Source organism: Paenibacillus sediminis (assembly GCF_017873765.1).
In the GTDB taxonomy this organism is placed as follows: domain Bacteria; phylum Bacillota; class Bacilli; order Paenibacillales; family Paenibacillaceae; genus Paenibacillus_AG; species Paenibacillus_AG sediminis.
In genome coordinates this window covers 1,432,434-1,458,905 of the sequence record NZ_JAGGKP010000001.1, presented here as the reverse complement: position 1 = coordinate 1,458,905, position 26,472 = coordinate 1,432,434, and the positions used below count along the sequence as shown (strand labels likewise).

Annotated in this window: 34 protein-coding genes and 1 pseudogene; 31 read left to right on the top strand and 4 right to left on the bottom strand. The window is 37.6% G+C overall.

The features are described 5' to 3' along the window. Positions 1 to 177 precede the first annotated feature (177 nt). The 8 genes from J2Z20_RS07200 to J2Z20_RS07165 all read left to right on the top strand — a co-directional run bounded on the left by J2Z20_RS07200 (position 178) and on the right by J2Z20_RS07165 (position 6,959). Positions 178 to 921, top strand: coding sequence for a DUF5694 domain-containing protein (locus J2Z20_RS07200; RefSeq protein WP_209847096.1), 744 nt, complete (start codon positions 178 to 180; stop codon positions 919 to 921). A gap of 327 nt (positions 922 to 1,248) precedes the next feature. Beyond that, positions 1,249 to 1,674, top strand: coding sequence for an NUDIX hydrolase (locus tag J2Z20_RS07195; RefSeq protein WP_209847093.1), 426 nt, complete (start codon positions 1,249 to 1,251; stop codon positions 1,672 to 1,674). A gap of 217 nt (positions 1,675 to 1,891) precedes the next feature. After that, on the top strand, positions 1,892 to 2,656 hold the full coding sequence (locus J2Z20_RS07190; protein ID WP_209847091.1) for a hypothetical protein: 765 nt from the start codon (positions 1,892 to 1,894) through the stop codon (positions 2,654 to 2,656). A gap of 215 nt (positions 2,657 to 2,871) precedes the next feature. Beyond that, positions 2,872 to 3,768: a DUF6414 family protein gene (locus J2Z20_RS07185; RefSeq protein ID WP_209847088.1), complete on the top strand. Its 897-nt coding sequence runs from the start codon at positions 2,872 to 2,874 to the stop codon at positions 3,766 to 3,768. A gap of 247 nt (positions 3,769 to 4,015) precedes the next feature. Further along, entirely contained in the window at positions 4,016 to 4,519 is a 504-nt protein-coding gene (locus J2Z20_RS07180; protein ID WP_209847085.1) for a hypothetical protein, read from the top strand. A 227-nt stretch (positions 4,520 to 4,746) separates the two neighbouring features. Then, entirely contained in the window at positions 4,747 to 5,349 is a 603-nt protein-coding gene (locus J2Z20_RS07175) for a hypothetical protein (RefSeq protein ID WP_209847082.1), read from the top strand. Positions 5,350 to 5,559: 210 nt separating this feature from the next. Beyond that, the gene (locus J2Z20_RS07170; RefSeq protein ID WP_209847080.1) at positions 5,560 to 6,141 is read left to right on the top strand and encodes an O-methyltransferase; all 582 of its coding nucleotides are present in this window, start codon (positions 5,560 to 5,562) and stop codon (positions 6,139 to 6,141) included. 260 nt (positions 6,142 to 6,401) lie between these two features. After that, a complete protein-coding gene (locus J2Z20_RS07165) occupies positions 6,402 to 6,959 on the top strand; it encodes a DEAD/DEAH box helicase family protein (protein ID WP_209847421.1) in 558 nt (185 codons plus the stop codon). 955 nt (positions 6,960 to 7,914) lie between these two features. Here the strand turns inward: J2Z20_RS07165 and J2Z20_RS07160 are convergent. Next, positions 7,915 to 8,847 carry a hypothetical protein gene (locus J2Z20_RS07160; protein WP_209847077.1) on the bottom strand — a complete coding sequence of 311 codons (933 nt, stop codon included), beginning with the start codon at positions 8,845 to 8,847 and terminating at the stop codon, positions 7,915 to 7,917. Between the two features lie 745 nt (positions 8,848 to 9,592). Then, complete coding sequence (gene cas2, locus J2Z20_RS07155) at positions 9,593 to 9,853, bottom strand: CRISPR-associated endonuclease Cas2 (protein WP_209847074.1); 261 nt, start codon at positions 9,851 to 9,853, stop codon at positions 9,593 to 9,595. A gap of 108 nt (positions 9,854 to 9,961) precedes the next feature. Between cas2 and J2Z20_RS07150 the strand changes: the two genes are divergently transcribed. The 7 genes from J2Z20_RS07150 (at position 9,962) to J2Z20_RS07120 (ending at position 14,847) form a co-directional block, all read left to right on the top strand. Next, positions 9,962 to 11,079 (top strand): IS3 family transposase gene (locus J2Z20_RS07150; protein WP_209847071.1). Its coding sequence is split into 2 segments (ribosomal slippage): positions 9,962 to 10,208 and positions 10,208 to 11,079, totalling 1,119 coding nucleotides; the frame shifts between segments, so codons are not numbered across the junction. 394 nt (positions 11,080 to 11,473) lie between these two features. Continuing rightward, positions 11,474 to 11,698 (top strand): hypothetical protein, encoded by a 225-nt coding sequence (locus J2Z20_RS07145; protein ID WP_209847068.1) that lies wholly within the window; start codon positions 11,474 to 11,476, stop codon positions 11,696 to 11,698. A 123-nt stretch (positions 11,699 to 11,821) separates the two neighbouring features. Beyond that, entirely contained in the window at positions 11,822 to 11,950 is a 129-nt protein-coding gene (locus J2Z20_RS17955) for a type II toxin-antitoxin system RelE family toxin (protein WP_245251905.1), read from the top strand. A gap of 273 nt (positions 11,951 to 12,223) precedes the next feature. Further along, positions 12,224 to 12,634 carry a DUF6933 domain-containing protein gene (locus tag J2Z20_RS07135; RefSeq protein ID WP_245251903.1) on the top strand — a complete coding sequence of 137 codons (411 nt, stop codon included), beginning with the start codon at positions 12,224 to 12,226 and terminating at the stop codon, positions 12,632 to 12,634. Between the two features lie 298 nt (positions 12,635 to 12,932). Beyond that, on the top strand, positions 12,933 to 13,607 hold the full coding sequence (locus tag J2Z20_RS07130; RefSeq protein ID WP_209847065.1) for a hypothetical protein: 675 nt from the start codon (positions 12,933 to 12,935) through the stop codon (positions 13,605 to 13,607). 167 nt (positions 13,608 to 13,774) lie between these two features. Further along, the gene (locus J2Z20_RS07125) at positions 13,775 to 14,236 is read left to right on the top strand and encodes a hypothetical protein (RefSeq protein ID WP_209847062.1); all 462 of its coding nucleotides are present in this window, start codon (positions 13,775 to 13,777) and stop codon (positions 14,234 to 14,236) included. 335 nt (positions 14,237 to 14,571) lie between these two features. Next, positions 14,572 to 14,847, top strand: coding sequence for a hypothetical protein (locus tag J2Z20_RS07120; protein WP_209847059.1), 276 nt, complete (start codon positions 14,572 to 14,574; stop codon positions 14,845 to 14,847). A gap of 123 nt (positions 14,848 to 14,970) precedes the next feature. Here J2Z20_RS07120 and J2Z20_RS07115 read toward each other — a convergent pair whose 3' ends face one another. Then, positions 14,971 to 15,513: a GrpB family protein gene (locus J2Z20_RS07115; protein ID WP_209847055.1), complete on the bottom strand. Its 543-nt coding sequence runs from the start codon at positions 15,511 to 15,513 to the stop codon at positions 14,971 to 14,973. A 266-nt stretch (positions 15,514 to 15,779) separates the two neighbouring features. Between J2Z20_RS07115 and J2Z20_RS07110 the strand changes: the two genes are divergently transcribed. Further along, positions 15,780 to 16,304, top strand: a complete 525-nt coding sequence (locus tag J2Z20_RS07110) for a DUF4188 domain-containing protein (protein WP_209847052.1) — start codon at positions 15,780 to 15,782, stop codon at positions 16,302 to 16,304. Positions 16,305 to 16,597: 293 nt separating this feature from the next. On the opposite strand, the gene J2Z20_RS07105 is transcribed toward J2Z20_RS07110, so the two are convergent. Continuing rightward, a complete protein-coding gene (locus tag J2Z20_RS07105) occupies positions 16,598 to 16,894 on the bottom strand; it encodes a hypothetical protein (RefSeq protein ID WP_209847049.1) in 297 nt (98 codons plus the stop codon). 513 nt (positions 16,895 to 17,407) lie between these two features. Here J2Z20_RS07105 and J2Z20_RS17950 point away from each other — a divergent pair. From J2Z20_RS17950 to J2Z20_RS07040, 15 genes and pseudogenes are all read left to right on the top strand, one after another. Further along, a complete protein-coding gene (locus tag J2Z20_RS17950; RefSeq protein ID WP_245252069.1) occupies positions 17,408 to 17,476 on the top strand; it encodes a putative holin-like toxin in 69 nt (22 codons plus the stop codon). 464 nt (positions 17,477 to 17,940) lie between these two features. Next, the gene (locus J2Z20_RS07100) at positions 17,941 to 18,534 is read left to right on the top strand and encodes a YdeI/OmpD-associated family protein (RefSeq protein WP_209847046.1); all 594 of its coding nucleotides are present in this window, start codon (positions 17,941 to 17,943) and stop codon (positions 18,532 to 18,534) included. Between the two features lie 235 nt (positions 18,535 to 18,769). Then, positions 18,770 to 19,321, top strand: a complete 552-nt coding sequence (locus J2Z20_RS07095; RefSeq protein ID WP_209847043.1) for a GNAT family N-acetyltransferase — start codon at positions 18,770 to 18,772, stop codon at positions 19,319 to 19,321. Next, a pseudogene (locus J2Z20_RS17945) lies at positions 19,322 to 19,468 on the top strand (DUF1801 domain-containing protein); the annotation flags it as partial. Positions 19,469 to 19,565: 97 nt separating this feature from the next. Continuing rightward, positions 19,566 to 20,426, top strand: a complete 861-nt coding sequence (locus tag J2Z20_RS07090) for an aminoglycoside phosphotransferase family protein (protein ID WP_209847040.1) — start codon at positions 19,566 to 19,568, stop codon at positions 20,424 to 20,426. 121 nt (positions 20,427 to 20,547) lie between these two features. Beyond that, positions 20,548 to 21,345 (top strand): alpha/beta fold hydrolase, encoded by a 798-nt coding sequence (locus J2Z20_RS07085; protein WP_209847037.1) that lies wholly within the window; start codon positions 20,548 to 20,550, stop codon positions 21,343 to 21,345. 124 nt (positions 21,346 to 21,469) lie between these two features. Next, positions 21,470 to 21,838 (top strand): SdpI family protein, encoded by a 369-nt coding sequence (locus J2Z20_RS07080; RefSeq protein WP_342454276.1) that lies wholly within the window; start codon positions 21,470 to 21,472, stop codon positions 21,836 to 21,838. 31 nt (positions 21,839 to 21,869) lie between these two features. Continuing rightward, entirely contained in the window at positions 21,870 to 22,367 is a 498-nt protein-coding gene (locus tag J2Z20_RS07075; protein ID WP_209847416.1) for a GNAT family N-acetyltransferase, read from the top strand. Positions 22,368 to 22,402: 35 nt separating this feature from the next. Beyond that, positions 22,403 to 23,470, top strand: a complete 1,068-nt coding sequence (locus J2Z20_RS07070; protein ID WP_209847034.1) for an undecaprenyldiphospho-muramoylpentapeptide beta-N-acetylglucosaminyltransferase — start codon at positions 22,403 to 22,405, stop codon at positions 23,468 to 23,470. A gap of 29 nt (positions 23,471 to 23,499) precedes the next feature. After that, the gene (locus J2Z20_RS07065; RefSeq protein ID WP_209847030.1) at positions 23,500 to 24,012 is read left to right on the top strand and encodes a DNA topology modulation protein; all 513 of its coding nucleotides are present in this window, start codon (positions 23,500 to 23,502) and stop codon (positions 24,010 to 24,012) included. 21 nt (positions 24,013 to 24,033) lie between these two features. Further along, entirely contained in the window at positions 24,034 to 24,528 is a 495-nt protein-coding gene (locus J2Z20_RS07060) for a GNAT family N-acetyltransferase (RefSeq protein ID WP_209847413.1), read from the top strand. A gap of 117 nt (positions 24,529 to 24,645) precedes the next feature. Further along, positions 24,646 to 24,996, top strand: coding sequence for a VOC family protein (locus J2Z20_RS07055; RefSeq protein ID WP_209847027.1), 351 nt, complete (start codon positions 24,646 to 24,648; stop codon positions 24,994 to 24,996). Positions 24,997 to 25,081: 85 nt separating this feature from the next. Next, entirely contained in the window at positions 25,082 to 25,402 is a 321-nt protein-coding gene (locus J2Z20_RS07050; RefSeq protein ID WP_209847024.1) for a hypothetical protein, read from the top strand. Between the two features lie 4 nt (positions 25,403 to 25,406). Next, positions 25,407 to 25,931 (top strand): RDD family protein, encoded by a 525-nt coding sequence (locus tag J2Z20_RS07045; protein WP_209847022.1) that lies wholly within the window; start codon positions 25,407 to 25,409, stop codon positions 25,929 to 25,931. A gap of 51 nt (positions 25,932 to 25,982) precedes the next feature. Continuing rightward, a complete protein-coding gene (locus tag J2Z20_RS07040) occupies positions 25,983 to 26,450 on the top strand; it encodes a DinB family protein (RefSeq protein ID WP_209847018.1) in 468 nt (155 codons plus the stop codon). The last annotated feature ends 22 nt before the right edge of the window (positions 26,451 to 26,472 follow it).

Below are 26,472 nucleotides of genomic sequence, written 5' to 3'. Positions count from 1 at the left end.
GATCCGGCCGATGTTGAGAAGCGAGGAAGTGGAATCAGCCGGACAACCCTGCGAGCCTAAGTCTTCGACCCGTTCCCGTTGGTCACTTAAGGCTCGGGTTCGTGAATACTGAGAACGTTAGGTGAAACCAGAGCAATGCTTGTGAACCCATACTTAGAAGGAGGGAGAATCTCAATAATGATTAATAAACCTAAAATGCTAGTTCTGGGTACTTTTCATATGCGATCAACACCTGACATGTATAAAACAGAAATTGATAATCTGCTATCTCAAAAGAGACAACAAGAAATTCAGGAAGTAGTAGATAGACTCAAGAAATATAAACCAACAAAAATTGCTTTAGAAGTTGAAACAAAGCTAAATGAAAGAATTAATTTGCAATTTAGGCAATTTAAAACTGGCAACTTTGAATTAGAAGTAAATGAGGTACATCAAGTTGGTTTCCGTATAGCTGCAGACTTATTACATAAAGAAATATATGCGATAGACTGGATGGAACAAGGTGCTGGAACAAGAAGTGTAGGTGAAATTTATGAATGGACTAAAGCTCATCAACCAGAACTATTTCATTCAATTTTTGGTTGGATTCAGACTAAACATGGAACTAATGAGGCTAATAAGTACAAAAGCATATTAGACATGTATCGTGATTGTAATGAGATAGCTGAAATAAGACAACTTCACGCTATGAATATCAACATAGCCCGAATTGGTTATATAGATCAATACATAGGAATGGACTGGTTAATTTGGTGGTATCAAAGAAATTTAATCCTATTTTCGAATGTTGCAAGAATAGCAACTTCGAAAGATGATAGGATCTTATTGATAATTGGTGGATCACATGTACAGATTCTTAATCAATTTTTTGCTGAAAGTGATTTATTTGAATTAGACAATATACAGAACTATATTTATTAGGATTTGAATGAATTAAAGTCTGGGAGTTATTCAAGAAGGTTCTGACTTCATCTAACACAATATTCACGCTTCGGGGCATTCGCCCCTCGGTCCGGCCGGAGTTTGAAGTGGATTCGTAGAGGCAATTGGCAGCAGCAAGGAAGTGGAATCAGCCGGACACACCCGCACCACCTAACCGCATCGCGGCCGGTCACTTCGTGACCTTAAGGCGGTGGGGCGTCGTGAATACAAGAACGTTAGATGAAACCTGCGAAGAGCAATTAAAGACTTTTTAGATTATGAATCAAAGAATCATGATTCTGTTCTTAATCATTAAGGAGTGAAGTGATGAATCCACCAAAACATATTGTGTCTGCTGCTGCAATTGTAATAAATGATAAAAACGAAATATTACTTATTAAAGGACCAAGAAGAGGCTGGGAAATGCCTGGAGGAGAAGTAGAAGAAGGGGAATCATTAAGTCAAGCAGCGATACGAGAAACAAAGGAAGAATCAGGAATAGACATTGAAATCATTAAATTTTGTGGAATATTTCAGAATATTGGTAATTCAATTTGTAACACCTTATTTATTGCAAAACCAATTGGTGGAGAATTAATCCAATCATCAGAAAGCTTGGATTCTGGGTTCTTTCCGATTGAAGAAGCATTAAATAAAGTGGAATGGAAAGATTTCAGAAAAAGAATTGAGTATTGTTTAAGACCTGAAATTCAACCTTTTTGTATTGAGTTTATTGATGATAACAATATTTGAGAGTATATCAATGAAGCCGCAGGCATCATCTAACACCGTATTCACGCTGCGTCGCTGACGCTCCTTGGTCCGACCGATGAAGAAGTGCCGAGGGTGGATTCAGTCGGACAACCCTGCGAGGCTAAGTCTGGCGACCCGTTCCCTACGGTCACTTAAGCCTCTCGGGCTCGTGAATACAAGAACGTTATATGACATCCCCGAAAACCATTGAAGGAGAGTGATTCCTCTGAAGTTATCCGAGATACAAGGTTACGACCCAGAAGGTATTTATTTCTTCCTAAAATTCTCCGAATTAAAATATTTGAATGATATAAAAAACGGAACTCTTTATATGAATAATTTTAAATACTTTATTGAAAGGGAGGAACAAGACAAGAAGAAAGGACTCGGAGATAAATACGAAGGGTCATTTATAATGCATAATCTTGACCTAGAAATATACATTTCCGAAACTAAAGAACATATTGCGGATGCTAAGGCTAGTGTAATGACATTAAGATTAGACTATTTATTAAAAAAACCAATGTTCTGCACAACATACTTAACATCTGAGAATTTGATTATTGAGGATGAAACTAAGGACGAATTTACGGTTTCCCTAGATTTGAATTTCTTGGAAAAGATGAAAGATGATTTTGGAAAGCACATGCTAATTATTAACGGATATGAGTTTACTAATAAATTGCAGAAGAGATTTAGAGAAGGCAAGATATCACATTTCGCGAGTAAGGTAAGGTACAGTGATTTTTCCAAAAATGATAGAGACCGATTTCTTTCATTTGGAAAGAAAAGCCTAGATATGTTTTTTTGGAAGGACATTTACTTTGAATATCAACAAGAACATAGATTAGTAGTGTTAGAGGATCATGAAAGTGCATTTATATACGATATTGGTGATATAAGTATGTTTTCGGAAATAATTGAAACGAAAGATTTAAGTCATTACCGTCTTAGCATAATCAAGAAAAAAGAGAAGAGTTGAGAGTATTTTTCACGAAGTCGGGGACATCATATAACACCGCATTCACGCAGCGGGCCGACTGACGTCGACCCTTGGTCCGCAAGGGGCATTTCAATGAAGTGGAATCAGCGGACAACCCTGCACCGGCTAAGATAGGAGCTATCTAAGCCGGTGCAGGGCTCGTGAATACAAGAACGTTAGACGACATTACACAATAACAATTAGGAGAGATCAAAATGAAAGCAGATAATCTCAATATCCCAATCTACTTAAATCAACAGATTGTATTTGATTTATTGGCTATTTTAGAAGATGGTTTTTCTAGATTTAGAGCAGTTAGAAGTATGTCGAACGATTCAGAATCTAAAGATTCTAAACTAAGTGCAGGAATTAATGCAAGTAATCTATTTTCACTCCTTGGGATATCTTTATCAGGATCACTAGGTAAATCATCTAAAAATGATAACCAAAACGAAATCTCTGAAGAACGAGTTCACACACCGGCGTCTCTCTTCTCAAAGTTAAGAAGCGCATTACAGGAACAAGACACAATTAAAACTCTTACTCTAAAGGCTATTGAGGCAGGAGACATCAAAACAGGTGATTTTATTGAATTTGAAGGAATATTAAGAAAGAATCCTATGGTTGAAGCGATACAAATTTTTGTAAAAGTATTTGAGACATTTTTAAGTTTTACTGAATCTTCTCAGGGCCAAAGTAAAAATAAACATCTAAACAAGCGGGGGACTTCTGAGAATGAAATCGTACTAGAACAAATGAAAGCAGTTTTAAGCGATTTAACTCAATCAAAATCTATTGATTTAATTGCAGATATAGATAAAGAAGTTAGGGCAGTATTGGCATGTAATATGGAATACTTTAATGATATTGGCTCAAATGAAATAATTGATGGAAGTTTTAAGATACTAGGTAAAGTTGTACGTGTAGTTAATACGAATGAGAGTATTAATTTATTGAGAAAAACTAGTTTCGGAATTTTCTCAACTGAAACAATAAGTGAAATGGTTGAAAATTTCAATAAAGCATCAGAAAACGGCTTGAATATACCGGAGATCATAACAAATATTGAGGGGCCTGTAATTCAAATAATTCCAGTTGCGATTTTTGCGTAATCAATGAAGGTGTAACGTCGTCTAACACCATATTCACGCTTCGGGCCATTCGGCCCTCGGTCCGGACCGGAGTTAGAAGCGGATTCGGTGAGGCAATTACAGTCGCAAGGAAGCAGATTCAGCCGGACACACCCGCACCACCCAACCGCATCGCGGCCAGTCACTTCGTTCCTTTAGGGTGGTGGGGCGTCGTGAATACAACAACGTTAGGTGAAATTCCTGCAGGATTGAAAGAGAGGGAAAAGTAATGCTTATTAGAATTAAGCAAGACGAATTACTTAAAGATAGTCTTAGCTGGTTATGTATTGAACCAATGTTGATTTCAGTTCGAGGAAAGAATCTTGATGAGAAAGTAGCCGTGTATAACCAATTAAACGAAGGACAACAGGCTCTATATTTGTTTTATGCCTTTTATAATCATGTACATACAATCGAGGAATTCTATTGGTTTACGTCCTATTTTATCGGTGAGTTGAAAGCCTGGAATGGTCTTAAGTCCGGTGTGCTTTTTTATAGAGATCAGGAATTAATTAATATCCTTGAACAAATGGAACTTGTAATCAAGAGAAAGAATATGAAATCAGGGGAATGGAAACAAGCATCGCCAACTGATCTTGAGAATGATATAGAACTAAATGAATACATTAAACCTATATTTATTGCGTATCAGAATGTAGTAGGGAGATTTATTCAAAGAATGAATTCCTACATCAGAAGTCATAAAGAAGAATTCTTGGAAATCGATGAATAAGAGACTATGTAGAATATTCAAGAAGGCAGGAACATCACCTAACACCGTATTCACGCTGCGTCGCTAGCGCTCCTTGGTCCGACCGATGCAGAAGAGCCGAGGGTGGATTCAGTCGGACAACCCTGCGAGGCTAAGTCTGACGACCCGTCCCCTCCGGTCACTTAAGCCTCTCGGGTTCGTGAATACAAGAACGTTAGGTGAAATTAGAGCAGAAGGGATAAATTCATTTGGAAGATCAAGAACACATATTTGATGTCATCTATGTAGGGAAGGACACTCGAAGGATCTCTGAAGACAAGGCGAGATTTCTAAAACAAGATATTACTGAAGTTATTAATAATCCGAATGCATGGATTTATAAATCAAAGGAATTAAAAGAATCGGCTGACACTCTCTTAGATTCGATATTACTAGAGAACAAAAGGGTAAGAATCATAGCATCATTAAACCCAGGCAAAGTAATGGTTAGTAAATCAAATTATTCAACTTATTATTTGCTCATTTCGTTTGCAATTGAGAATATCCTAAAAGGGATATATGTACTTAATAATAATTTTAAGCTGGATAATGATTATAGGATTAGACCAAGACTTGGGCATAATTTATTGAGTATTTCGAATAATTTATATATCAATTTAAGCTTAGAGGAAGAACAAATTTTAAATAAACTAACTCACTATTTAATTTGGGAGGGAAGGTATCCCACCCCTATGAATGCCATGGATTTTCAATATACTTTTGAAACCTTGTTAGACCAAGACATTGAAAGAATCAATGAAATCTATAAGAAGTTGTGTAGTGTATTCGAAGAGGGCTCTAACATCACCTAACACCATATTCACGCTTCGGCAGACAAGCTGCCTCGGTCCGGCCGGAGTTAGAAGTTGATTCGGGGATGAGATTCCAGTAGCAGGGAAGCGAAATCAGCCTGACACATCCCTCCACCTAACCGCATCGCGGCCGCCCTTCGGGCTTAAGGTGGAAGGACGTCGTGAATACAAGGAACGTTAGGTGAAATTAGCTGACTAGGAGGTAGTTTCATGGATGAATACAATAAGATCTTAAATCCCTTGAAAGCCGAGGAACTGCTGATTCGAGCATCTCAAATTGGTTTTGACGCTTCATGTGATATCTTAACAGGTAACTTCCTTCGGCTGTTAGTTGCATCAAGAAAGCAAATTAATATTCTTGAATTAGGAACTGGGGTAGGTCATTCAACAGCTTGGATTCTTGAAGGCATGGATGAATCGAGCAAATTGTATTCCGTTGAGATGAATGAAGAATGTTCAAGTATAGCTAAAGAAATACTAGGCAATGATCAACGCTTGGAATTAATTGTATGCGATGGCGCGGAATATATAATGGAACACGCTAATAGAAGATTTGATATTATTTTTGCTGACACATGGCCTGGTAAATTTTATTTACTCGAAGAAGTACTTAAAATGGTTAAGTCGGGAGGGATTTATATTATTGATGATTTAAACCCTCAACCCAATTGGCCAGAAGGACATGGAGAAAAAGTAAAAGAACTAATTACTTATTTAGAATCAAGAGATGATTTTTTCATAAGTAAACTAAACTGGTCAACTGGGTTAATATTAATGACAAGGAAAGTCTGATTATAGCAAACTCGAAGAAGAGCTAACTTCACCTAACACCATATTCACGCTTCTGAGCATTCGCCCCTTAGTCCGGCTGGAGTTAGAAGCGGATTCTGGGGTGAGAATTTCAGTAGTAGGTAAGCGGAATCAGCCGGACACACCCGCACCACCTAACCGCGTCGCGGCCGGTCCTTCGGACCTTAAGGTGGTGGGGCGTCGTGAATACAAGAAACGTTATAGGAAATCAGCGCAAGACCATAAGAGCGGGAGTGAATACTATCAAATTCATATTATTATTTGGACCTCAGGCCGTCGGCAAGATGACGGTTGGTCATGAATTATCGAAAATTACTGATTTGAAATTATTTCATAATCACATGTCTATTGAGTTATTTCATCCTTTCTTTGGTTTTGGAAGTGAAACATGGAGGTTAGCTAATCTCTTAAGAAGAGAAATTTTTGAATCTTTCGCCAATAGCAATCAATACGGACTTATTTTCACTTATGTCTGGGGATTTGATCTCCAAGGAGATTGGGATTTTGTAAAACAAACTTGTGATATTTTTGAATCGAAAGGTGCAGAGATTTATTTTGTTGAATTAGAAGCTGATATTGAAGAAAGATTAAAACGAAATATTACCCCATATAGACTTGCTCAAAAACCAACCAAAAGAAATACTGAACAATCTGAAAAGGAACTATTAAAAACCATGGAAAAACACAGACTGAACTCAAACCCAGGAGAAATTTTAAGAGAAAACTATCTGAGAATTAATAATACATATTTAAGTGCGGAGGAAGTTGCAAATCTTATTAAAGGCGAATTTAAATTGTAAAGTGCTTTTTGTAAGTTATTCAAGAAGACGCTGACATCCTATAACACCATATTCACGCTTCGGGCCATTCGATCCTCAGTCCGGCCGGAGTTAGAAGTTGGATCAGAGAAGTATTTTCAGCAGCAGGGAAGCAGATTCAGCCGGACACATCCTACCACCTAACCGCGTCGCGGCCGCCCTTCGGGCTTAAGGTGGTGGGACGTCGTGAATACGAGAACGTTATACGACAGAACGGTGAAATTACAGAATCTTTTACATTTCTATTTTTAGGAGAGGTACATGAAGTTCAAAATATATAATCAAATCAGTAAAGATAAAATCAAAAGTGTAGTCCCTAAGCCATATCATGGGAAATTGCTATTGAACCTTAGAGAAGAAATTTATTCGATTATCATTTTTTCTGGATCAAAAGATCAAGTTTTTATTTCAAGTATAGTGAGAAGGGCAAACTTACCTTTGGATAACAACTCCAGTTGCCAAGCCGGTATCGGGACTATCACTGCCAAGTTATGGCCTATGCCGGGCACACACGTAAAGAAGCCCTTCCGATCCTCCGATCGAAAGGGCTTTCACAAAGTTTGCCGATTTGGGAGCGTTTGATATTACTCTGGATTACTAACTCTGCTTTTTATGCTAGCCTGATAGGAAAGGGTAGATCATAAATCGCGATAATCAACAATTATTTACATTTAATTATTGTTGTAATAGTGAGACAAATACCCAACAGGTTAAGAGCAGATCCGGATATAACTAGGAGATCCTCATCACGAAATTCAAATGCCCATAACATTATCGCAGCTACACCCAGTACTGTAAGCTGTATGCCAAGTAGAATATAGCGTATCCCATTTTCTCTTGTAATCAGTTTGGACAACCCCCCTATTACAAAAGCAATCAGGACGAGTATAACAGGAATCAGGAATTTTAGATAAATCAATTTTGTACCTCCAGCTACTTAGAAAGAAGTATCACTATTATTGAACACTAACCAGCTATGTCCTTCATTAGCCCATGATACTGTAACGCCAAAATTACCAGCACCGCCAGAAAAACCTATGCTGTTTATGCTCGTATTGCTCCAGGTATGTGCGTACATAGATCTTGCTTTGCCATGATAATTGGAGAATCCCGAGTCGTAAGTAATTGTTGCTGCAAACCCTTCGCCAAGGTATGTGAAATCTGAAGCTTTAGGTGTGATACCAGATATGGACTTAAGTTTCATTTGATCCTGAAAATCAAAGGCAACTCCATTCTTACCATCACCATGGCTAGGATTATTAAGGTCAACACTCCATCCGTTATGATCGGTGACATAGCCCAAAGAGCTAACGACAGAAGTAGTTCCGTATCCACTCGAATTATAATAAGTTATGCCTACCGAGTCTAACCCTCCGACATTTTTTGTCTCACCTTTGGTTCCCCACCAACCGCCAGGATTGTCGGTAAACCAAGCAGTGCCATTCCAATATCCGCCCCCCGATGCGTTCCATCTACGAGTTTGGGCATCATACGTAATCCAGACGCTATTCATGGTAACATCTGTACTGCCTACGGAAAATGGCGATAATAACCCCCCGTCGTCTGACGGTACCTTCAATGCATAAACGTCCACGGCCTCTAAGGTGTGATTTGCTTCATCTATGGTTTTATCGCCAGTAGCAACGTCAACAGCAAGTTCATTAAGCAAATGTTGTACATTATCAGTACGTTTGTCTAATTCTGATCTACTAAGTGGTCTAAATTTGTTAGCATATTTTGCTGCAAGTTCTTTTTTTGCCGTAACGTCATCAAACCCAACGTTTTTGGGGGTGGCAAATGCTGTAGCGCTTACAGAGAGACAGAGCAGTAATGATGAGGTTATGGTAACAAATGATTTTAATGTTTTCAAGATCCGTTCCTCCTAATGTTAATTTTTTGGTTGAAAAAATTTTTGGTTGGAAAATACGATTTTTTTAACCACCGTCCTTTCTTGCACCCAAAATATTTTTTTGGGGAACTAGTTGCCTGAATCCGTGAGGGTCGAGATAGTAATTCCTTGGTAGATGGCCACGGCGAAGCAATTAGGGCTTACTGTCCTTTATAAGCGAGATGCCGAGTCGATGTGATACTATTTCCTTCGACTTCACAAAAGGACTGTTACGGATTCAGGAGCTAGTTTCAGGAGATATGTAAATTTTTCCCTGTAAATAATTGTATTTATAACACAAAAAAATTGAATGAGGAAATGTGCCTAAATTCAATAAGAGATTTTGTCGTATTGAGGAGTTCCATCTGATTTGTAGCGAGTTTTTAGAAGCCAAGGTATAGGAACCGAGATTCACGTCTCTATGGAAAAATGGTAAGAAAGAGCGAAAGTAACGGCAGAGAAAAAGGAGGACGACCTCCACATGGGATGAGTCCTGGGAGGAACAACTGCCGACGCTGGTAGCATGTAATGCTTAAAAGAGACCCCGATTTAAATCTAAGCACTAAGAAAATACTTTTTTTTCCTTGAATACATGGACAAATAAATTAATGAAATTTCTAAATACAATGCTGAAATTCGTAGTAGTTACAAAATCCCCGAAATCCTTTTCCACACAAGGCTTGCGGGATTTTCGACATTTTTTTCGCGCAATGCAAATTCAAATAAATTACAAAAACAGCCTGTCGAAAGAACGATCTTCTCCAATTACTTCTTTAACAATAGCTTTTGGATTTTCTACCTTATACAAATAAATAGAGTCTTCATCAGACATTATATCTTTCAATTCTGCCAGACATCGTGTTAATTTTCCCTTTGTAATCTCACCTTCAAACACAGAGTTCTGTGTCCAATCTAGATACTCACGTAGCTTCTTACATACTTTACCAACGCGCTTCTCACCTATATCATAGGTTATGATTACAAACAAATCTACCACCACGCTTTAAAAGGTTTATATTGGATCGTCTACACTTAGTTGGACATAAAAAATAGGGGCTAGTAGAATGAAATCAATACAATTAGGAGCGGATCTACTATGCCAAAACAAAGACGCACATTTACAGCAGATTTCAAAAGACAAATGGTTCAGTTATATGAAAACGGAAAGCCAAGAGCATCCATTGCGAGAGAGTATGAGCTTAGCCCATCTGCACTCGATCTCTGGATTAAACAAGCTCAAACCTCAGGGTCGTTTTCTGAAAAAGATAACCGAACCGCTGAGGAGAATGAGCTCATCGCTCTTCGTAAACGAGTTCAGCGGCTTGAAATGGAGAATGACATTTTAAAGCAAGCCGCGCTGATCATGGGACGAAAGTAAAGATCATTAAGCAAAACAGTGATAAATACTCGGTATCAGCAATGTGCGAAGTCCTGCAAATCGCTAGAAGCACGTTCTATTATGAAGCGAAAGAAAAAGATAACGAAGACGAAGTAACGACAGCCATTGTCGAGATCTTTCATACGAATCGAAAAGCGTATGGAACACGCAAGATCAAAGTCAAACTTAAGGAACAAGGATTCATCCTTTCCAGGCGCCGAATCGGTCGTATCATGAAAGAGCAGGGTCTTGTGTCCACGTACACGATAGCGCAGTATAAGCCGCATAAGACCGCTTGTAACGAAGCAACAACAGCGAATGTGTTGAAGCGTGAGTTCGATCAAACCGAAGCCAAACGCTTCGTGGTCAGCGATCTCACTTATGTCAAAGTTCAGCACAAGTGGCACTACATTTGTGTCCTCATTGACTTATTTAATCGAGAAATCATTGGCCACAGCGCAGGTCCCAATAAAGACGCTGCTCTAATTTCTCGTGCCTTTGCCACGGTAGAAGGCGACTTAAGCGACATTCAGTGGTTTCATACGGATCGTGGAAGTGAATTTAAGAACCGGGACATAGACGAGCTACTGGGGACTTTTGATATTGGTCGCTCTCCGAGCATGAAAGGCTGTCCTTACGACAACGCCGTTGCTGAAGCCACCTACAAAGTGATGAAAACAGAATTCGTAAACCAGATGAATTTTCAAAGTCTTCATCATCTAAAGTTGGAATTATATGATTATGTGAACTGGTTCAACAAGCATCGTATACATGGCACATTAGGATACATGACGTCAGTTCAGTACAAAGCTACAGCCCTTAAAAAAGTTGTCTGATTTACTGTTGACAGTCCAAATAAGGAATTCACAGGAATAGGAATGTAATACCTTTTGGGAGTATTTCTAGAAGGCCCCGACATCATATAACACATTCACGCATCGGGGCATTCGGCCCTCTCGGTCCGGCAGAAGTCCGATGTAGATTCGAAGAGGCATTTCAGTAGCGAGGAAGTGGAATCAGCCGGACACACCCGCACCACCTAACCGCATCGCGGCCGCCACTTCGTGGCTTAAGTCGGTGGGACGTCGTGAACACAAGAACGTTATAAGAAATTGGCGCCAAAACGGTTTTGAAATTCATACGAAGATGGAGTATAAAAACACAAAAGTCTAGAGCATGATAGTATATTGGAGTATAATAAGAAGGATCAAAACAAAGGGGGTACATTACATGAGTGTCCCAAATGATGAACTGGAACAAATTCTAGGTCACTTAAATGACAAAAACAAAGTTTTGGCTAAGAGCTTTTTATCTTGGTTACTTGAGAAACAAATCGATGAAGAGGATGATCATTTGACACCTGAAGATATTGAGGCTATAGAACAAGGCAGACTCGAATTTCAAAGCGGTCAGACTAAATCCTTGGAGGATTTGAAACGTGAACTCGAAATATAATATTAAATTTTCGAGTGATGCAGAAAAGACACTTGTAAAACTCGATAAAACAATAGCTAGAAGAATTTTTATGGCTCTAGAACAATTAGTAGCAATCCATTTGAAAACCCAAATTCAAAGAAAATGAAGGGTAAAGAAGGCAACATTTATAGATTACGGGTAGGAAATTATCGAATTATCTATGAAATCTTTAATAATGAATTAATCATTTTTGTAGTACGTTTAGGACCAAGAGGAGACATATATAAGTGACAACAAGTTCCCTGACATTATAAGTCAGGGTCATTTTTTATTAAAAAAACGAAATTTTAGAGTAACTCCAGAAGGCGCCAACATCTTATAACATTGTATTCCCGCAGCGATCGCTAACGCTCCCTTGGTCGCCAGAGGAATTTCAAAGAAAGGAGATCAGGCGACACATCCAACCGGCTAAGTCTGACGACCCGGCACTACGTGCCTTAAGCCGTTTAGACGTCAGGAATACGGTAACGTTATGCGAAACCAGTGCGAGAAGGGAACAACAGAATGCTTACTCTAAGACTTACTAAAGACTTATTGAAAGACATGAAAACAACTCCAGTTGAAGAATTCAGTGTAGCTCCGTTTTTAAGCTGGCATGTAAATATATATAACTTGAACAAAAGAAAACACATTGTCTTTGTGAACGATTTAACTAGATTAGCTATTATCATTGATGGAATAAGAACAGGGCAAATAGAGCGATTGAAAGATAAATTCATGTTAACTCTTCGGGAATACTTACTCCGAGAGGGGGTTAATGAAAGTTTGATCAATAGATATTTAGCATATGGCGCAGAAGTAATTATTTCGAAGACAAACAATAGAAGTGTCCTTGGAACAATGAAAGAAGTTACATGGTTTATTGAAGATGACTTTTACGATAATATTGAACGCTTGAAATGGAATGATTCATAAACCAATAGATTACATGGAACCGATCAGTTACTTTAAAGAATCCTTATAAGATCATAAGAACTACAACACAGTGTGAAAGATTATTCAGGGTGGCACTGGCATCGCATAACACCACATTCACGCTTCGGGCCATTCGGCCCTCGGTCCGCCCAATGGATTTTCGAAGAAGCTAATTCAGGGGACACACCTGCACCGACTAACTGCGCAAGCGCAGCCGGGACATACGTCCCTTAAGTCGGTCGGACGTCGTGAACACAAGAACGTTATCCGAAATTGATCAATAAAGGAGATAAGTAAATTGATTCATCAGATCATTCATTTTTACATGAAAGAACTAGGGAATTATAATCTAGTATTCAAGAAGATGAAGGCGTATTGGTTTGGTTATTTAAGTTTCTTGTTGATTGGTGGAATAGTTATTTTATTATTACCCGCTGAGTATAAGCAGTATGCTTCAATTTTCCTTTTTGTTTTAACGCTTGCTGGATTATACCTTGTGAACAGGAAGGCAAAGAAAGTGGTGTTTAATACTTACAGACTTGATCAAGATGAAGTAATGTGGGGCGGGTCTAGTTTTGTCTCCTATAAAGAAGATATGTTAAAAGAATATCTTGAAACCACATTAAGATTAGATTTAGCGAAAAAATCCAATAAAATTATTGATGCAATAAACAAAGAAATAGAAACAACAAGACTTTCGATATTTTTTGTTCCAGGTATTTTTATAGGACTATTTATACCAATATGGAATCAATACGCTGTTTCTCAGTTTAAGAATATAAGTATAAGGGGTGAAGCAGTTGAACTATTAGTAAGTCATGCTGTTGGAATTGTTATTATTACATATTTGGCTTCTGCACTTAAATTTGTTTTATCAGATGTAATTGTATTTAGAAGGACGAGATTAAAAGAGCTTGTAAGTTTAATTGAAGGTATTTCATTGAAGATTGATGAAGGTAACTCTGAGAAGTAATCAACTTCGGATAACACAATCGGTCCATTCGGCCCTCGGTCCGGCAGAAGTTAGATGCGGAATCGGGGAGGCAATTGCAGTAGCAGGGAAGCAGATTCAGCCGGACACATCCGCACCGACTAACCGCATCGCGGCCGCCCCTTCGGGGCTTAAGGTGGAGGGACGTCGTGAACACAAGAACGTTAGGTGAAATTCCTAGAAGATTCAAAAATCATGAAAGGATGGTGATTATGAGGAGAATTCTTAAAAAGTTTTCTTTTATTTCTATATTTATATGCATAGTTGTGGGATGCTCTAGCAGTAAAATGATATCACCTAACACACTCGAAAACACGAATCGTTTATTAAAAGATTCATTAAATAATAAAGACTATGCGTTATTTCAAACATATTTGTCAGAACCACAAAAAAACAAAATAAGCAGAAGTCAATTTGAAGAATTAACAAAAATGACGACAGCAGGATGGGGTCAAGATATTTATAGTTTAATATCCTTTGAGAATGGAGAAATGCTCTTAGTGAATATCATAAAAGATCCTAAAAATAACGGGTATTTTAAAATTCAAGATATTAAACGAGTACCTGAAGAGATGAAGGAACTTTTTAAAAAGAGTTCGATTGAGGATTGACTGACGGAACTTCACCTAAGAGGTGTTAGACGTAATGCAAGTGCCAAGGCAATGAGATCGATAAGAGCAGATGCTTAAGGAATGTTCCCACTCGGGAACTGACTGGAAAGTAAGACCTTGTAATAAGTCATTATGGCAGTAGCTCGAAGAAGGCACTATGTCTAACACCGTGTTCATGCATCGGGGCTCCCGCCCCTTGGTCCGGCCGAGGATTTTCGGGGGAAGCGATAGGCAGCCGGACACATCCGACTTCGTCGGACGTCGTGAATACAAAAACGTTAGGTGAAATAGTTGCTAATCAGATTAAATCTCTTAAATGGTGAGGAGAAACATTCATGGAGTATGTAATTATTTGGTTAATAAGTGTAATTGTATCCATCATAATATTATATCTTGTGATAAAGACAGCAATAGATAATTCTACGATGGGTAAGAATATACAAGCAATTAAACAAATACTAGAGCAAGGTAATAGCAGAATTGATAATAAAGAAACACAACAAAATATATTGAACAACGATAAGCATATTGTGTGTCCTTCTTGTGGAGATAAAATAGATGAAAGCTCACTGGTATGTCCAAGATGTAGTTTGATATTTACAGAAAGATGATTATCCGGAATTCTCAAGATGGCAACTACTTCGCCTAACGTTTCCGTATTCACGACGCCGAGGGGCTGAAGGCCCCGAAGCGTGAATACATTGTTATCTGAAGTCTTCGTCCTCTTGAACAGCTTACAAATTGGTCTTATATTTTTCCATGATTCTATTTATAAATTGTGTTTTTCCTTCTGTATAAGCTTTTCGGTTATCTTTATATAGAGTTGCAAGTTCTTTTTTGAGTTCCGCGTATTCCTTTGCAAGATCAGGATACCGTCTTAATACATCTCTAAATAATAAATGTCTTAAATACGCTTCACTTTCTTTATGGCATACATATAGATGATGTTCTGATTTTATTGAATTTTCTTGATTATATGGAACCTTATTATCTATTCTTCCGAACGCTTCTCGGCCTTCGACTCCCAAATTGCCCTCATGGTAATATCCTAATTCACTTAATTTATCAATGATCTCAGGAAGTATTGTCATAGAGTGAATTACGATATCTAGATCAATTATTGGTTTTGCTGCTAGACCAGGAACAGATGTACTTCCGACATGCTCAATATCAATAATTAAACTCCCCAAGTGGTCTTTCAATATCAAAGCAAGCCCATTAAAAATGGCTGGCCAATTATAATTGTATTTTTCGATTATGACCGGCTTAGTAGACATCTTAGAATCTCCTTACACAATAAGTAGTTACGAAGATTTCACATAACACCGTATTCACGTATCGAAGCCTTATGGCTGCTCGGTCCGCCCAAGGGATTTCGAGGGAGTTGGATCAGGCGGACAACCCTGCGAACCTAGCGCGTCGCGGCCGCCCCTCTGGGGCTTAAGGTTCTCGGGTTCGTGAATACGAGAGACGTTAACAGAAATCATATGCAAGCTATCAAACACTATAAACAATAAACCAATCTATTAGAAGGAGAATAATTATGACAATTTATTCTGGAAGATATGCTGCAGAAATTGAAGGAGATTTTGTTGTTTTTATTATTGGTATGAGAGTTAATAAATTATTTGCAATACATAAATGGTTACCTGTATTTAAAGCAATGGATCCAATGATTAAAGAACTATACATGAATCGCGATCTTGGCTTTTTAGGAATCGAGTTTTTCTTTAGTTGGCGAGGAGTTACACTTTTGCAATATTGGAAATCGTACGAACAATTAGAAAGCTATGCAAGAGGCGGGATACATCTCGAGGCATGGAAGCATTTCAATAAGTCAATTGGTACGGATGGGACAGTTGGTATTTATCATGAAACATATAAAGTACAGGCGAACATGTATGAATGTATTTATGGTAATATGCCTAAATTCGGATTGGCTAAAGTCTCTAATCATATACCTGCTGTTGGTAGAATGGAAACTTCTAGACGTAGGATGGGTGGTAATAATGAACCGGCTGTAGCAACTCCAGAGAATCCAAAGCTAGATAAAACAAAAATAAAGTAAGGTTATTCAAAGAGGGTATGACATCTGATAACAATCTGTTCACGCATCGGGGCATACGCCCCTCGGTCCGCCAGAAGTGAGAGAAGAGGATTCGGGGAAGATGATTCAAGCACAGATGTAAATTCAGTCGGACACACCCCCACCGACTAACTGCGTAAGCGCAGCCGCGAACTTCGTTCGCTTAAGTCGGTGGGGCGTCGTGAACACGGAAACGCTATCCGAAACCTCCAAGAACATGAAGATGATAGTAAAGCTGTTTTCTTTAGCCACTTCACTTGATGCTAAGCACAGTATTAGTCTTTGTTTATCTTTTTCCGTCGGGATAAAGAAAGCCCGCCAAATCCACTGATTACAGCGATGTAAAAACCTAGGTCATACCACCATCCAGTGTTATTGATTTCATAAATCCTAATATCGTGTTTAAACATTCCAATGATTAGTGATATAGGTGCGATCCATCCATGCCAAATACCCCAGAAAAATCCAGCCATATGATGGTCGTTATTGACTCCATCCCCAGGCACACACCCCGTTAAAGAAAATACAGAAACAATGACTAGTAATATTAGTAATAATTTCTTCAATGTCATATTCACCAACCCCTTTTATTCTCCAACTGTTACCAAATGAATTCTGTAAATATTGGGATAATCCCTTTAAAAATTCAACGAATTGTTTTAAATCATTCAAATGACTCACGCATCTCGCTTGTGTATAGGGTTATCTTTAAAGATTGGATTGAAGATCAAGTGAAATGAAAGTAATCCAGGGGGTCAGAGGCATCGGATAACACCATGTTCACGCATCGGGCCATTCGGCCCTTGGTCCGGCCGAAGTAGTCAGATGGATTCGATTGAGGCATTTGGCAGTCAGCAGGGAAGTAGATTCAGCCGGACAACCCTGCACCTAACCGCATCGCGGCCGGCTGCTGGCGCATCCTTAAGTCGGTGGGACGTCGTGAATACACGAACGTTATGTGAAAGGGCTGCGAATTGTATTAAAACCATATTTAAAATAAAAAGATCAAGTCATTATAAGAACGCTTGTACGCAGATGTAAATAAAGGTAAAATATAACTGCAATTGAATCTTGGGTGGGCGATTATGCTCCTTTTTGGAACATTCATTCTTGCTCTTTTAACATACATTAATCATAACAACAAGAGAAAGTAAAAAACCCACCCAAAGGTTAGCTGCCGAAGGTGGGTTTTGTTTCTACGACTTAGAAGGGAATAAACCGTCCAAGCCAATTGTTGGACCAAGTGTTAGCCGCACTTGGTCTTTATTAAATATATATTACCATATTAGAAAAGATGTATCAAAGCACTAAATTACATTGACCAGATTGAGGAAACCTATATCAGAAACAATGGAGATTTTCTAGAGTCTGTACGCAAACTGTACAATCCACAAAAAAGCAGTACAATTGAACCTATGAGACGCAGATACGAAATAAGCGATGAAGAGTGGAATGTCATTGGGCCGTTTTCAAAGCAAATACAGTATAAATTTATATTTTGAGGTAATTTTGTGTCACAGATACATGACAACATAATCTCGTCATATCAAGTAGATTTTGAAAATGAACTGCTTATTTTGAAAGCACAATATTATTATGATGAAGAGGTGGGTACTTGATGACAAATAGTAGAATGAATCCTAAGGTTGATGAATTTTTAAGTAAAGCCAAAAAGTGGAAGGAAGAATATGAGAAGTTGAGAAATATCGTTCTTGACTGTGGGCTGACCGAAGAATTTAAGTGGATGCATCCTTGTTACACGTTTGAGAAAAAAAACATAGTGTTAATACATGGATTTAAAGAATATTGTGCGCTTCTGTTTCACAAAGGTGCCTTGTTACAGGATGCCCATGGGATTCTAATCCAACAAACGAAGAATGTACAGGCGGCGCGCCAGATTCGGTTCACCAATGTTCAAGAAATAGTTGAAATGGAAACCATCTTGAAAGCCTATATTTATGAAGCCATTGAAGTTGAAAAAGCCGGTTTGGAAGTGAATTTTAAAAAGAATACAGAATTCATAATTCCTGAAGAACTTCAAAATAAATTCGATGAAATCCCTGCCTTGAAAACTGCTTTTGAAGCATTGACGCCTGGACGGCAAAGAGCATACATTCTTTATTTTTCTGAACCCAAACAATCCAAAACTCGAGAGTCAAGGGTTGAAAAATATATGCAGCAAATTCTGAGTGGAAAGGGATTAAATGATTAGGAAGTGGATGCAACCAAAGCAAGCCAAACCATAATCGAAGCAAGCGTCAGATGTATAATCAAGGAAGCGACTCAGACGACACACGACCCGACTTAAGATAGGAGCTATCTAAGGCCGGGTCGTGTCGTAAATACAAGAAATGTTAGGCGGGATAATTGACCGAGTTGTTATTTTTTAATGATCAGTTGGGTAAAGAATAAAAAGAACATTCTCTTTTTATAGAGGAGGTAATCACTTGTTACAAGTTGATATAATCAGACCCAGCATTAAAGACATTAAAGAACTAAGTGACTTTTTTAGAATCGTAATTATTGATACGTTTGTCAAGGAAGGAATTGGGGAGAAGTTAGATGATATTGAAGATGAAATCAATACAAAAGAAATTCACCTAAAAAGTGACTTAGAAAGTAACGGGAAGGATCACTTTTTTTTAATTGCTGTGTACAAGGGTACTATAATCGGTTCAATTGAAATCGGACCAGTTAATGAAATTATCCGTAACTATACAAATTATGATTCAAAAGATCTTATTGAGCTAGGTACAGTATTTGTTCATCCTAATTACCAAGGGAAGGGGGTTGGTAATACGCTTTTGAAAACGATGTACTGTACAATGCACCAAAAGGGAATGAAAGAATTTGTTCTAGATAGCGGATATAAGTCCGCCCAAAAAATTTGGAGGGAAAAGTTTGGAGAACCTAATTATTTATTAAAGGATTATTGGGATAAGGGATATGACCATATGATTTGGAAAATTAAGATTAGTGATGTTTTGAATTCATTGTAGGTATTTGGATTTGGTGCATATCATTATAAATATGAATCTGGTCACGAAGGTGTTGCACCACTAATAGGCTTTTCACCCCGAAAAGCAAAAATCAGTTTGTATTTTGCGACAGGTGATTCAGAACGAGAGGTTTTATTAAAAGACTTCATTAATTCTTGCTTCAACGTACAAAGTATATATCAATGAAAATCTCATCATATTTACGAGGAATATACCAAAGGAATCGCGAAAGGCAGAGAATATAATGAATGATCTTATCCTTGATATCATCTGGAAAGAAAAAAGGAACGATTTACAATCATTGTTAACACAAGATATTTCGATTGACATAACTCCACTGGATTCCGGACTTGAAGGAGATGTATTTAGTATTAGTACGCCGGTATCCAAATTTGTATTAAAAGTATGGAATCGGGATGCAAAGCCAGATATATCAATTCAATATAAGCTGTTAGAGGGTTTGTATAACCAGGGAATAGCTGTTTCTAAACCTTTGGGTTGGGGCGTTGATGAAAATAACAATCAAGTTTTGTTAACCAGTTTCGATGGTACACCTATCCATAAAGTGAATAAATTAAAACTTACTCAAATTGCAAATATATTAACTGAGATACATAATTTTCAGTCTGATACATTAAGCGGAATAATAATTCCTAAATACGAATTTGTAAATTATTTTTTTCCTGGAATTGATGAGCAGTTAGATATTAAAGAACTATTAATTCAGCTCATCAGTAGTTCAAGAATGGAACAAAATTGTCTCATTCATGGTGATTATAATTTAGGTAATATCCTTGAATCAGATGGAAAGATTACAATTATCGATTGGACAAATATCCAACTTGGTGATCCGAGATATGATATTGCATGGTCAATTATTCTAATTTGGATTTATGTTAGTGAACGGTATTCTTCAACTTACCGATCTGTATTTTTAGCGAAGAACAATTACACAGAGGATGAACTGGAACAATTCGAGGCTATTGCGTGCCTTCGATGGATTATGTTAAACAGAATTGCAAATCTTCCGAAATGGGCTAATACAATTTCAACGGTAAGAGCAATCTTGGAGAAGAACAAATATTTGAGTCCAAAATTACTTTGAAGGAGACATAAGTATGGAATCTAGATGATGATAATTTCATAGTGACTGTCCACGCTTTACAATGAAGTGAATGGAATAAAGCATTGAAGAAGAATTAATCATATAACAGGAGCTGGAAAGATTGAAAAAGATCCAGGTAGGCGATGGTCAAATTTACTATGAGAAAGCAGGTTCAGGAAAGGCTATCGTATTTATACATGGAATGGGATTAGATGCAAGGATGTGGGATCAGCAATTTGAAGAGTTTTGTAAATCGTATACGGTTATTCGTTATGATGTACGGGGCTATGGAAGATCAAGCATTCCTGACACGAAAAGCTACACTCATCAAGGAGATTTAAAAGCTTTACTAGATTTTCTGGAAATTACAGATGTATGTCTCGTTGGATTATCAATGGGCGGAGGAATAGTCATAAATTTCGCGCTTGATTTTCCGGAGTATGTAGACGCTATCGTCTTATCAAATTCATATTTGGAAGGTTACATCTCAAAAGAATTAAATACAAATCTAGAGAACATCTATAAAGAACTCAAATTGCTTCTAAAAGATAATAATCTAGAGAAGGCAAGAGAACTATGGTTAACATCGCCTTATTTCACTCATGCAATTAACCAAGAATCGCTTAGAGAAAAATTAATTGAAATGTTAAGTACATATACATTTTGGAATTTTGCCAATCATAACCCGATTATTAGTCCTAAAGTCAAAGCTAGAAACAGACTTGGTGAATTAAAAATAAAGTGCATGGTTTTGACAAGCGAATTTGATTTGCCTAATTTCATAGAAATGGCCAACATTCTATCAAGTGAAATAGAAGGGTGCCAGCTATTCAAAATTCCAAATATAGGACATATGTCAAATATGGAGAACCCACGCACCTTTAATAAATTATTGCACGATTTTGTGAGGAATCTATAGTGTAACGACACTTGAAGATCGTAATTCACTATATAACGAGTCAAAGGAGCAGTATTCGGTATTCATTTATTAATGGTGAAGATATCAGCTAGGCAATTTAGAAATCAACAGGGAGGAAATCACAGTGGAAAACAGTCAAATTGCAAATTTAATTTTGAGCTTTTTAATTGGTACGATCTTCTTTTTGTCAGGAATCATTCTTAAGAAAAAGTCGCCCAAAGAGATTAATGGATTCTATGGATATAGAACTATTAGGTCCATGAAAAATAAGCAATTGTGGGAAGCGGGAAACAAATACAGCGCACAATTAATGAGCATGTATGGGATCTTTCTTTTCATAATTGGAGTCATCATTAGCCTTCTGATCAAAGGAATTGTCACGACGTTTGTAATCATTGGGCTAATGATTTTTTTTATAGTTATCATGTTTGTGAAAGTTGAACAAAAGTTAAAATCGTTAGAACAAGAAAGCAGCAACTGTAACATTATCTAGTTGAAAGGATGTACAATAAGTGAAAAATAATATGGCTATATTAAAACTCAAATCTATGGAACCTGCAATGCTTAACGAATTATCTGAAATGCTGATTAACGTTGTGGAGGATGGAGCCTCTGTTGGTTTTTTGGCACCTTTAAGGATGAAAGAAGCAGTGGAATATTGGGAGCAAGTGATTTCACCAGGAGTTATGCTTTGGATCGCTGTAATGGAAGAAAAGATTGTTGGAACGATCCAACTTCATCTAGCGATGAAAGCAAATGGATCCCATAGAGCAGAAGTCGCTAAGTTAATGGTACATCCAAGCTATCGTAGAAACGGTATCGCACGCTTACTCATGCAGACAGTAGAGAGTGCAGCGAAGGCAGAGGGCAGATCTTTATTAATATTAGATACTAGATTAGGCGATCCATCTAATGAGCTGTACAAGTCACTTGGATACATAGAAGCGGGTCAAATACCTAATTACGCAAAGTCATCCAATGGACATTTAGATGCGACGGTTTTTTATTATAAACAGATTTAATTTCATTTCAATTATGAGAAAATAAGGTGAGCCAGATGTCAAAAAGGATTATTTTTACCGGCGGCGGATCAGCTGGACACGTAACAGTCAATATGGCTTTGATTCCTCAATTTCAGGATATGGGTTGGGATGTAAAATATATCGGATCTGAGAATGGAATTGAAGCTCAGTTAATTCAAAAATTATCCAATGTCGAATATATTCCTATTTCTACTGGGAAGCTTCGAAGATATTTTGATAAAGAAAACTTCAAAGACCCATTTCGGATCATAAAAGGTGTACATCAAGCCTATCAAATCATCAGAAGGGAAAAACCGAATGTTGTTTTCTCCAAGGGAGGCTTTGTTTCGGTCCCTGTAGTATTAGGCGCATGGCTTAACAGAGTCCCAGTTGTGATCCATGAGTCTGATATAAGTCCTGGACTCGCTAACAAGCTCTCCATTCCTTTTGCAGCTAAAGTATGTTTAACTTTTACAGAAACTAAAGAATACATAAACAGCAACAAATCTACTCATATTGGACCGATTATCCGTAAGGAGTTAAGACAAGGAAATGCAAACAAAGGCTATTCCTTGTGTGATTTCACGAAAAGTAAGCCAGTCATTCTTATTATGGGCGGAAGCTTAGGATCTAAGCGTATCAACGAAACCGTCAGAAAAAATTTAAATCATTTACTTAGTCATTATCAAATTGTACATATCTGCGGGAAAGGCCAGTTAGATGAATCTATCAAATTATATGGATATAAGCAATTTGAATATGTTCATGAGGAACTTCCAGATCTATTGGCTATGGCTGATTTTGTCATTTCACGGGCAGGTTCGAATTCGATTTTTGAATTTCTAGCTCTTCATAAACCGATGCTGTTAATTCCGCTTTCTCTAGGAGCGAGTAGGGGAGATCAAATATTAAATGCAAAATCTTTTAAGAAATCTGGCTATTGCGAAGTGTTATTTGAGGAACAGTTGAATGATGATTCCTTCATGACGGCAATTTCTACCCTTGTTGCCAATCGGCAAACCATCGTTGACACGATGATTCATAACGTTCAAGGAAAAGGCACTGAAGAGCTCGTGCATATAATAGAGAGTGTTTCAAAGTAAGGAAATTTGAGTGAGTCAGGAGACTGCACATGAACCGAATATTAGTTATCGGCTCAGCTGGAGCGGGAAAATCGACCTTATCCCAAAAGCTTAGTCAAATACTCGATCTTCCAGTCATTCATTTGGATAAATATTTTTGGCATCCGAATTGGATACCGACACCGGATGATGAATGGGACAAGACCGTTGAACAATTTTCTAAGCAAGAAAAGTGGATTATGGATGGAAATTATTCGAGAACGATAGATATTAGAATGAAGAGAGCAGATACAATCATCTTTTTAGATATGCCTATGCTGCTTTGTATTTATCGAGTAATTAAAAGAAGAATTAAATATAACAACAGAACGAGACCTGATATGAATGAAGGCTGCCCTGAGAAACTAGATTGGGAATTTCTTAAATGGGTATGGAATTATAAGAAGAGAAGCAGATCCAAGATTATGAATAAATTAGACCAGGCAAAGGATCAGAAGCGAGTGATCATCGTGAAGACAAGAAAACAGGTGAATGAATTACTTGGACAGATAAATAAAGCTTGAATCAGGGGAGATCTAATGATGATGATTAGAAATATTAAAGTTGATGATGCAGAACGATTTTTGAATTTAAGTAAACAACTCGACGAAGAGACGAAATTTATGCTTTACGAACCAGGAGAAAGAAAAACAACACTTGAAGCGCAGACAGAGAGAATTTCATCCATACTTAGCAGTAATAACTCAATGATTTTTGTGGCGGAAGCAGATGGCGAAATTGTCGGCTATCTGGGGGCGTTTGGATCTGATTTAAACAGAATTAAGCATTCAGTACATATCGTAGTTGGAATATTACAGAAGTATACGGGTCAAGGTATTGGATCAAAGTTATTTCAGGAGCTGGAAGATTGGGCTAGAAAACAACATATTCATCGATTAGAACTTACAGTGATGTCACATAATCAAGCTGCGTTCGCTCTTTACAAGAAGGTTGGATTTGAAGTTGAGGGCATAAAGAAACATTCACTTATCGTTGATGACGAATATGTAGACGAATATTATATGGCTAAACTACTATAAGTAATCTATTAAATATGATCAACCGATGTGAGCAAAAATTTCTGATTCGAATTGACATAAGAACATACATTCCGTATCATTGAAATTGATAATATTACCAATTATGGAGGTGTTTTTATGTCTCGGGTTGTTTTATTTGAAATTAACAGTCAGGATCCTGAAAAGGCAGCTCATTTCTATTCAACTGTTTTTGGCTGGGAGGTAGCTGAGCCCAATTGGGGTTATCATCCTGTAACAACCGGAACTGAAGATAAAGCAGGCATAAATGGGGGTATATCAAAGGGCCCGAGTGATTTTCCACAGGGTACTCGAATCCAAATCGAAGTGGATGATATTGAGGATTCCATCAAGAAGACCGCCCAAAACGGAGGACAAATTGTAAGGGATAAGATGGAGTTCGACGATTTTTATTTAGCATATTTAGTCGATCCTACAGGTATTGGGTTTGGATTAATTCAGTACAAATAGAGATATCAATGATAGCTTGTTCTTCATCCCTAGAATTATGAATGAAAGCGATATCAACTATTAATTTACGAAGGAGGAGATCACAATGGAAAATAAAGAACCAATCTCGGTATACAACGATATCGAAGAAGAAATGATTAAAGCTCATCACGTTGAGCGAGGTCAATTGTTTGGAAAGAAATGCTTGAAGTATGAAGGAAGAGCGTTTGCTGCTTTTTTTCAGGACGATATGGTATTTAAATTGAAGGGTCATGTCCATAAACAAGCATTAAAGCTGGAGGAGTCCAAGTTATGGGATCCATCAGGCAAAAATATACCGATGAAAGATTGGATTCAAGTAGGAAATAAGCATATGTCTGATTGGAGACAACTGGCTAATTATGCGATTCAGGCTTTAGGGGAATAGTGGTATGGTTGGGCCTGCAACCTTTACGGAGCGTCTGACAGCTTTTCTTATTGATTATTTGTTGATTTTATTGTATCTAATAATGCTATTTGTGTTCGGCTTTTTTCTATTTCCTTCTATTCAGCAATTGTTCACAGGTTCTCTGTATAGAGCACAATTTTTTGGTTTTTTATTTGTGACACTACCTGTATCTGTCTATTACATCATTATGGATTCAAACATCGTAAAGTGTTCTGTAGGCAAGAGATTAAGAAAGATTCGGGTTGTTAATCAGTTTGGCCAATCACCGAACCTGCTTCAATCGGCTGCTCGTACTTTTCTTAAATTTATTCCTTGGGAAATGTCTCATTTTCTAGTCTATCGACTTGTTTCCATTGGCGAGAATGTGGTTCCGATTCGTTATTATGTCATAGGCGGATACATATATTTATTAATATTTATTTACATTTTCACAGCGATATTTTCAAAAAGAAAAAGATCTTTGTACGACATGCTTTCTAATACATATGTCATTCGACGATTAGATTAAGTGATCATGTGTATTCGAAAAATAGATTGGATGATCAAGGAGGTAGTACATATGAAAGATCAAATCATTCGGACTTTCGATCATGTTCATTGGGCAAATGTCAGAATTTTAAGTGCACTGCAAGCGATTGAAGAACTACCAGAAAGAACAGTTCGTTTATTTGCGCACGTACTCTCTTCTGAGAAAGTGTGGTTAACACGTTTGAACGAAAGAGACAGTTCACATATCCCGTTGTGGCCAAGTTATTATATTGAAGATTGTGAGCAATTAGTTATTGAAAATAAGGAAGGTTATAAGCTATTTATTGATGGGCTAACGGAAACTGACTGGTTAAAATATATATCCTACCGCAACAGCAGCGGAACCGAGTTTAATACGACAATACTAGATATTTTGACACATGTATCTTTACATGGAAGCTATCATCGTGGACAAATTTCAACTTATCTTCGGCAAGATGGGTTTGAGCCTGTAAGTACAGATTATATTAACTTCGTTAGACAGATAGAGACACCTTGAGATGACCCAGTCGTAACCAAAA

Excerpts from the sequence above, each read along its gene's own strand:
- J2Z20_RS07200 (WP_209847096.1), top strand. The coding sequence starts at position 178 with ATGATTAATAAACCTAAAATGCTAGTTCTGGGTACTTTTCATATGCGA.
- J2Z20_RS07195 (WP_209847093.1), top strand. The coding sequence starts at position 1,249 with ATGAATCCACCAAAACATATTGTGTCTGCTGCTGCAATTGTAATAAAT.
- J2Z20_RS07185 (WP_209847088.1), top strand. The coding sequence starts at position 2,872 with ATGAAAGCAGATAATCTCAATATCCCAATCTACTTAAATCAACAGATT.
- J2Z20_RS07180 (WP_209847085.1), top strand. The coding sequence starts at position 4,016 with ATGCTTATTAGAATTAAGCAAGACGAATTACTTAAAGATAGTCTTAGC.
- J2Z20_RS07170 (WP_209847080.1), top strand. The coding sequence starts at position 5,560 with ATGGATGAATACAATAAGATCTTAAATCCCTTGAAAGCCGAGGAACTG.
- J2Z20_RS07145 (WP_209847068.1), top strand. The coding sequence starts at position 11,474 with ATGAGTGTCCCAAATGATGAACTGGAACAAATTCTAGGTCACTTAAAT.
- J2Z20_RS17955 (WP_245251905.1), top strand. The coding sequence starts at position 11,822 with ATGAAGGGTAAAGAAGGCAACATTTATAGATTACGGGTAGGAAATTAT.
- J2Z20_RS07135 (WP_245251903.1), top strand. The coding sequence starts at position 12,224 with ATGCTTACTCTAAGACTTACTAAAGACTTATTGAAAGACATGAAAACA.
- J2Z20_RS07120 (WP_209847059.1), top strand. The coding sequence starts at position 14,572 with ATGGAGTATGTAATTATTTGGTTAATAAGTGTAATTGTATCCATCATA.
- J2Z20_RS07115 (WP_209847055.1), bottom strand. The coding sequence starts at position 15,513 with ATGTCTACTAAGCCGGTCATAATCGAAAAATACAATTATAATTGGCCA.
- J2Z20_RS07110 (WP_209847052.1), top strand. The coding sequence starts at position 15,780 with ATGACAATTTATTCTGGAAGATATGCTGCAGAAATTGAAGGAGATTTT.
- J2Z20_RS07105 (WP_209847049.1), bottom strand. The coding sequence starts at position 16,894 with ATGACATTGAAGAAATTATTACTAATATTACTAGTCATTGTTTCTGTA.
- J2Z20_RS07100 (WP_209847046.1), top strand. The coding sequence starts at position 17,941 with ATGACAAATAGTAGAATGAATCCTAAGGTTGATGAATTTTTAAGTAAA.
- J2Z20_RS07090 (WP_209847040.1), top strand. The coding sequence starts at position 19,566 with ATGAATGATCTTATCCTTGATATCATCTGGAAAGAAAAAAGGAACGAT.
- J2Z20_RS07075 (WP_209847416.1), top strand. The coding sequence starts at position 21,870 with ATGGCTATATTAAAACTCAAATCTATGGAACCTGCAATGCTTAACGAA.
- J2Z20_RS07070 (WP_209847034.1), top strand. The coding sequence starts at position 22,403 with ATGTCAAAAAGGATTATTTTTACCGGCGGCGGATCAGCTGGACACGTA.
- J2Z20_RS07065 (WP_209847030.1), top strand. The coding sequence starts at position 23,500 with ATGAACCGAATATTAGTTATCGGCTCAGCTGGAGCGGGAAAATCGACC.
- J2Z20_RS07060 (WP_209847413.1), top strand. The coding sequence starts at position 24,034 with ATGATTAGAAATATTAAAGTTGATGATGCAGAACGATTTTTGAATTTA.
- J2Z20_RS07055 (WP_209847027.1), top strand. The coding sequence starts at position 24,646 with ATGTCTCGGGTTGTTTTATTTGAAATTAACAGTCAGGATCCTGAAAAG.
- J2Z20_RS07050 (WP_209847024.1), top strand. The coding sequence starts at position 25,082 with ATGGAAAATAAAGAACCAATCTCGGTATACAACGATATCGAAGAAGAA.
- J2Z20_RS07045 (WP_209847022.1), top strand. The coding sequence starts at position 25,407 with ATGGTTGGGCCTGCAACCTTTACGGAGCGTCTGACAGCTTTTCTTATT.
- J2Z20_RS07040 (WP_209847018.1), top strand. The coding sequence starts at position 25,983 with ATGAAAGATCAAATCATTCGGACTTTCGATCATGTTCATTGGGCAAAT.